This is a genomic window from Oceanicola sp. S124 (assembly GCF_000220565.1).
GTDB lineage: Bacteria > Pseudomonadota > Alphaproteobacteria > Rhodobacterales > Rhodobacteraceae > Pseudooceanicola.
Genome location: NZ_AFPM01000068.1, coordinates 1 through 6,238 on the forward strand (window position 1 = coordinate 1; position 6,238 = coordinate 6,238).

At 67.1% G+C, this 6,238-nt stretch carries 7 protein-coding genes and 2 pseudogenes; 5 read left to right on the forward strand and 4 right to left on the reverse strand.

Annotated elements, in window-relative coordinates; genetic code table 11:
* From OS124_RS23800 to trmB, 3 genes are all read left to right on the forward strand, one after another.
* Positions 1–335 (forward strand): methionine adenosyltransferase domain-containing protein (locus OS124_RS23800; protein ID WP_010138430.1); only part of this gene is annotated, 335 nt, incomplete at its 5' end.
* 70 nt (positions 336–405) lie between these two features.
* A complete protein-coding gene (locus OS124_RS0105720; RefSeq protein ID WP_010138431.1) occupies positions 406–915 on the forward strand; it encodes a DNA topology modulation kinase FlaR in 510 nt (169 codons plus the stop codon).
* A 32-nt stretch (positions 916–947) separates the two neighbouring features.
* Positions 948–1,667: a tRNA (guanosine(46)-N7)-methyltransferase TrmB gene (gene trmB / locus OS124_RS0105725; RefSeq protein ID WP_010138432.1), complete on the forward strand. Its 720-nt coding sequence runs from the start codon at positions 948–950 to the stop codon at positions 1,665–1,667.
* Between the two features lie 246 nt (positions 1,668–1,913).
* Here the strand turns inward: trmB and OS124_RS23805 are convergent.
* The 3 genes and pseudogenes from OS124_RS23805 to fabA form a co-directional block, all read right to left on the reverse strand.
* Positions 1,914–2,703, reverse strand: a pseudogene (locus OS124_RS23805) (enoyl-ACP reductase FabI).
* Between the two features lie 7 nt (positions 2,704–2,710).
* Complete coding sequence (gene fabB / locus OS124_RS0105735; RefSeq protein ID WP_010138433.1) at positions 2,711–3,940, reverse strand: beta-ketoacyl-ACP synthase I; 1,230 nt, start codon at positions 3,938–3,940, stop codon at positions 2,711–2,713.
* Between the two features lie 40 nt (positions 3,941–3,980).
* Positions 3,981–4,490: a bifunctional 3-hydroxydecanoyl-ACP dehydratase/trans-2-decenoyl-ACP isomerase gene (fabA, locus tag OS124_RS0105740; RefSeq protein ID WP_010138434.1), complete on the reverse strand. Its 510-nt coding sequence runs from the start codon at positions 4,488–4,490 to the stop codon at positions 3,981–3,983.
* A gap of 175 nt (positions 4,491–4,665) precedes the next feature.
* Here fabA and irrA point away from each other — a divergent pair, with 175 nt between their 5' ends.
* A complete protein-coding gene (gene irrA, locus OS124_RS0105745) occupies positions 4,666–5,085 on the forward strand; it encodes an iron response transcriptional regulator IrrA (RefSeq protein ID WP_010138435.1) in 420 nt (139 codons plus the stop codon).
* Between the two features lie 260 nt (positions 5,086–5,345).
* Here the strand turns inward: irrA and OS124_RS0105750 are convergent, their stop codons facing one another.
* The gene (locus OS124_RS0105750) at positions 5,346–5,774 is read right to left on the reverse strand and encodes an FKBP-type peptidyl-prolyl cis-trans isomerase (protein ID WP_010138436.1); all 429 of its coding nucleotides are present in this window, start codon (positions 5,772–5,774) and stop codon (positions 5,346–5,348) included.
* Between the two features lie 256 nt (positions 5,775–6,030).
* On the opposite strand from OS124_RS0105750, the pseudogene OS124_RS23810 reads away from it, so the two are divergent.
* Positions 6,031–6,238: pseudogene (locus OS124_RS23810) on the forward strand (haloacid dehalogenase type II); the annotation flags it as partial.

Sequence of the window (6,238 nt, forward strand, 5' to 3'; positions counted from 1 at the left end):
CCTATGCGGCACGCTACCTGGCCAAGAACGTCGTGGCGGCGGGGCTGGCGGGCAAATGCTCGATCCAGCTGTCCTACGCCATCGGCATCTCGAAGCCGCTGTCGATCTATGCAGACACCTACGGCACCGGCAAGGTCGACGAGGCCGAGATCGAGGCGGCCGTCGCCAAGGTCATGGACCTGACCCCGCGAGGCATCCGTTCGCACCTCGAGCTGAACAAGCCGATCTACCAGCGCACCGCGGCCTACGGCCACTTCGGCCGCGCACCCGACGCTGACGGCGGCTTCTCCTGGGAGAAGACCGACCTTGTCGAGGCACTCAAGGCCGCCATCTGAGGCGACTGGACTTGAACCGGACCGCCCGGCCCCGCACCCTGCGGGCCGGGCGTCTTGCTTTGGGGCTGCCATGCAACGGATCATGATCATCGGAGGCCCCGGCTCGGGCAAGTCCACCCTGGCGCGTCAGCTCGGCGCGCGCCTCGCGCTGCCGGTCATCCACGGCGACCATTTCTACTGGGCCCCCGGCTGGGTGATGCGGCCCGGAGACGAGATCCAGCACGACTTCGACACCGCGGCCCGCGGCGCAGCCTGGGTCTTCGAGGGCAATCACTCAGCCAGCTGGGAGGCGCGCGCTGCGCGCGCCCAGATGATCATCTGGCTGGACCTGCCGCCCGCGCTGCTGGTCTGGCGTGTCACCCGCCGCGCCCTGACGAACTGGGGCAGCACCCGTCCCGACATGGCCCCCGGCTGCCCCGAGCGGATCGACCCGGCCTTCCTGCGCTTCACCTGGGACATCCGTCAGCGCCGCCCCCGCTTCCAGGCCCTGCTGGACCGCTGGGTGGCAGAGAAGCCGGTGCATCACCTGCGCTCTCCCTGCGCGGTACGCCGGTTCCTCGCCGGCTTTCCCGGCCATTGATCTGCGCCCCGGCTGCGGCTAACAGGGCGGCCATGACCCAGAACCCCGACAAACACCCCTCCGGCGCGCCCTGGCGCAACTTCTACGGCCGCTTCAAGGGCAAGAGCCTGCGCCCCAACCAGGAAGCCTACCTGGAAGAGGACCTCGACCAGCTCTCGCCCGGCGCGGTGAGCTGGGAGTCCAACCCGGAGCGCAGCCCGCTGGACCTCGAAGGTCTCTTCGGGGCGAAGGACGTCTGGCTGGAGATCGGCTTCGGCGGCGGCGAGCACCTGGTCCACCAGGCGGCCAGCAACCCCGATGTCGGGATCATCGGGGCCGAGCCCTATATCAACGGCGTCGCCATGCTTCTGGGCAAGATCCGCGAGGCGGGGGTGGAAAACCTCGCCGTGCATCCCGGCGATGCGCGCGACCTCTTCGACGTGCTACCCGAGGCCTCGATCAGCCGCGCCTTCCTGCTCTATCCCGATCCCTGGCCCAAGAAGCGCCACCACCGCCGCCGCTTCGTGACGCCCGAGCACCTCGAGCCGCTGGCCCGCGTGCTGAAGCCCGGCGCGATCTTCCGCGTCGCCACGGACATCCCCGACTACGTCCGCCAGACCCTGCAGGAAGTGCCGAAGGCCGGCTTCGAATGGCTGGCGGAGGGCCCGGAGGACTGGCGGCAAAGCTGGGAGGACTGGATCTCGACCCGCTACGAGCAGAAGGCGCTGCGCGAGGACCGCACGCCCCACTACCTTACCTTCCGCAAGCTCTGAGGGGGATTTCGGGCCGCAGGACGGCCCGAAGCCTCCGGCGGCAGTATTTCCAGCCTTTGGATAGACAAAGAAGAACCTCTCGCCCGAACCAACGTGACGAGAGGCCCATCCTTCGGCGCGGTCATCGGGTCTGCACCCTGTACCGCGCCCCGATCATTTACGAGCAGAGTTAATATTCTCTATCCGACGGCTGAAAATACTGCCACCGGAGGCATTGGCGCGCCCGAAACAGGCGCGCCATCTGCCTTAGAGGTTCTCGGGTTGCGGCATTCCGAGGACGTGGTAGCCGCCGTCCACCCGGATGATCTCTCCGCTGGTGCAGCTGCCGGCATCCGAGGCCAGGTAGACCGCGGTGCCGCCGACCGCCTCCAGCGTGGCATTGGCCCGCAGGGGGGCATTGGCCTCGGTCTGGCGGAAGGTCTTGCGGGCGCCCGAGATGGCGGCGCCGGCCAGGGTCTTCATCGGGCCGGGCGAGATCGCGTTGACCCGGATTCCGTCGGGGCCGAGGTCATTGGCCAGGTAGCGGACCGCCGATTCCAGCGCCGCCTTGGCCACGCCCATGACGTTGTAGTAGGGCGTCACCCGGTTCGAGCCCTGGTAGGTCAGGGTCAGGATCGGTGCCCCCCTGCTTCATCAGCGGTGCGGCGCGGCGCGCCACATCGATCAGCGAGTAACAGGAGATATCCAGCGAGTGCTTGAAGTTGTCGCGGCTGGTGTTGATGAACCGGCCCGCCAGCTCGTCCTTGTTGGAATAGGCGATGGCATGGACGATGAAGTCCAGCTGTCCCCACCTGGCCTTGAGATCGGCGAAGGCGGCTTCCATCGAGGCATCGTTGCTGACGTCCACGTCCAGCAGGTAGTCGACCCCGATCGAGGCGGCCAGGGGTTCGACACGCTTGCCGAACATCTCGCCCTGGTAGGAAAAGGCCATCTCGGCCCCTGCCTCGTGCATCGCCTTGGCGATCCCCCAGGCGATGGAGCGGTCGTTCGCGACCCCCATCACGAGACCGCGTTTGCCCTGCATCTGTCCTGTCATCACCCGATCACCCGATGTAGCGCGACAGCAGCATTGAGCCGTTGGTGCCGCCGAAGCCGAAGGAATTCGTCATCACCGTATCCAGCCCCGCCTTCTCGACCAGAGAGCGGGCGATTTCCGACGGGTTCAGGGCCTCGTCGAGGGTCTGGATGTTGATCGACGGCGTAATGAAGTCGCGGGCCAGCATGATCAGGCAGAAGATCGCCTCAAGCGCGCCGGCGGCGCCCTGGGCGTGGCCGGTCATCGACTTGGTGGAAGAAATCAGCGGGGTCGAGCCCTCGCCGAAGACCCGGCGCACCGCCTGCACTTCCCCCACGTCGCCGACGGGGGTCGAGGTGCCATGGGCGTTGATGTAGCCCACCTTGCGGCCTTCCGGCAGGGTCTGCAGCGCCAGGCGCATCGCGCGCTCGCCGCCCTCGCCCGAGGGGGCCACCATGTCGTGGCCGTCCGAGGTCGCGGCGAAGCCGGTCACTTCGGCGTAGATCTTGGCACCGCGCGCCAGGGCGTGGTCCAGGTCTTCCAGCACCACGATGCCGCCGCCGCCCGAGATCACGAAGCCGTCGCGGCCCGCGTCGAAGGCGCGCGAGGCCAGTTCCGGCGTGTCGTTGTACTTCGAGCTCATGGCGCCCATGGCGTCGAAGAGGCACGACAGGGTCCAGTCCAGTTCTTCGCCGCCGCCGGCGAACATCACGTCCTGCTTGCCCATCATGATCTGCTCGGCTGCGTTGCCGATGCAATGCAGCGAGGTCGAGCAGGCCGAGGTGATCGAGTAGTTGATACCCTTGATCTTGAAGGCCGTCGCAAGGTTGGCCGAGATCGTCGAGGACATGCACTTGGGCACGGCGAAGGGCCCGATGCGCTTGGTGGCCCCGGACTTCAGCACGGTCTGGTGCGCCTGGAACATGGCCGAGGTCGAGGGACCGCCCGAGCCGGCAACCAGGCCGGTGCGCTCGTTGACGATATCGCTTTCCTCGAGCCCGGCATCGGCGATGGCCTGCTGCATGGCGATATGGGCATAGGCGGCACCGCCGCCCATGAAGCGCAGCGTGCGCTTGTCCACGAACTCGGCGGGGTCGATCTTCAGCGTCCCGGCAACCTGGCTGCGGAAGCCGTGCTCGGCCATCTCCGGGGATGCTTCGATCCCGGATTTGCCCGCTTTCAGAGAGGCCTCGACCTCTTCGGCGTTATTCCCGATCGAGGAGACGATCCCCAATCCGGTGACCACGACTCGGCGCATGGTGCCCTCCTTCGCTCCTGGGAGCAGTCGTTTCGCTGGATCAGCTCTCGGAGAGAGCGACCTTCATGTCCTTGACCTGATAGATCACTTCGCCATCGGCTTCCACGATCCCGTCGGCCACACCCATGGTGAGGCGGCGGGTCTGGATCGCCTTGGTGAAATCGATCTTGTAGGTCAGCATCTTGCGGTCCGGGCGGACCATGCCGGTCAGCTTCACTTCGCCGACGCCAAGCGCATAGCCGCGGCCCTGCCAGCCACGCCAGCCCAGGTTGAAGCCGGTCAGCTGCCACAGGCCGTCAAGGCCGAGGCAGCCGGGCATGATCGGGTTGCCCGGAAAATGGCAGTCGAAGAACCAGAGGTCCGGCGTGATATCGAACTCCGCCAGCACATGGCCCTTGCCATGGGCGCCACCATCAGCCGAGATATCCGTGATCCGGTCCATCATCAGCATGGGCGGCTCGGGCAGCTGCGCATTGCCGGGGCCGAACAGCTCTCCGCGTGCGCATTTCAGAAGATCGTCCCGATCGAAACTGCTGGGATAGTCAGCCATTAAGGCGCGCCCCTTTCCATGTCATTTTTCTGCATCCTGCCCCCTCTATCACCGCGCAAGCGAACCATGCAAGGTGCCAGCCCGCCCAGGCCGGCGCGGCATTCTGCCTGACCGGTTGCATCGGGGGGGTGTTTTTCCCTATATTGTCGGCTGAGTTGAAGGATACAAGAACGGCATGACGACAACGGCAACCGAACGCGGAGCGAAGTGGCTTGCAAAGGCCGACCTGCGCCCGACCCGGCAGCGACTTGGACTGGCGTCCCTTCTCGTCGGCGACGGAGAGGACCGGCACGTCACGGCCGAGAGCCTCTTTGCCGCCGCCAAGGATGCGGGTCAGCCGGTCTCGCTGGCCACGGTCTACAACACCCTGCGCGCCTTCTGCGATGCCGGCCTGGTGCGCGAGATCACCGTCGACGGTTCGCGCAGCTATTTCGACACCAACATGCACGACCACCCGCATTTCTTCTGGGAAGAGAACGGCTCCCTCTCGGATGCACCCTCGGAAGAGCTGGAGATCGCCCGGCTGCCCAAGGCCCCCGACGGCGCCGCGATCTCGAAGGTCGACGTGGTGATCCGGCTGCGCCGCAAGAGCTGAGGCCCCCTCTCTGACACCCCTGCCAGGGCCCGGCCGCAAGGACCGGGCCTTTTTGCGGACGGATGATTGCTCTGTCTGGAGTTTGGCGCGAGGGCCGCGCCTTGGCGGGCTGATGCCGCCTTTCCGGGCAGTCCCTGGCCCGCCCGCCCGGCCCGCGCGAAAGCCGGCCGGGCGGCGTGGCACAGGCGCTTCTGCCTGAGAGGCCATGCGCGCCGCCCTGGCCCTCCGCCCCGGGGGCGAAGGGCCTTGTCCCGCTCAGATCACAGGATCTCGACCACCTCGACGGCAAAGACCAGGTCCTTGCCGGCCAGCATGTGGTTGGCGTCCAGCGTGACGGCCTCGTCGGTGATCTCGGTCACGGTCACCGGCACTGCCTGACCTTGCGGCGTCTGCATCTGCAGTTGCAGGCCCAGCTCAAGCGGGATGGTATCGGGAATGGCGCTGCGCGGCACCTGCTGCAGGCCTTCGGGGTTGTGCGGGCCATAGGCCTCGTCGCAGGGGATCTGCACGGTCTTGCTGTCGCCGACCGCCATGCCGGGGATCGCCTTGTCGAGGCCGAGAATGATCTGGCCCGAGCCGACGGTGAATTCCAGCGGCTCGCGGCCGGAGGAGCTGTCGAACTGGGTGCCGTCGGTCAGGGTGCCGGTATAGTGAATCCGGACGGTATCGCCCGCTTTGGCTGTGCTCATCGCTTATCCAATCATGTCGGGGTGGGTTTGGAGGGCCGGGCCTCGCCCGGGTGCCTGCTCTCGCACAGAGCCTAACGCAGCCCGCCGGGGATCGCAAACAGGCCGCCCGGCGGAATGCAGCACCCTGCCGATGCGCCCTGCGGGATGGCCTCACCCGGGGGGACGCGCGACCATCGCCCCTTCCCAGCCTGCGCCGGGCATGGCAGGCTCACCCGGCGTGCGCCGTCAGCGGGAGACGGTGCGAGGGAGGGACGCGATGACCATCACCACCTGCATCTTCGATGCCTATGGCACGCTCTTCGATGTCAATGCCGCCGCCCGCGCCGCCGCGACAGAGCCGGGACGGGCGCTGTTCGCCGCCCGCTGGCCCGCGCTGGCCGAGAAATGGCGGCTGAAGCAGCTGGAATACTCGTGGCAGCGCGCCATCCGGGGCATTCACTGTGACTTCTGGCAGGTGACGCAGG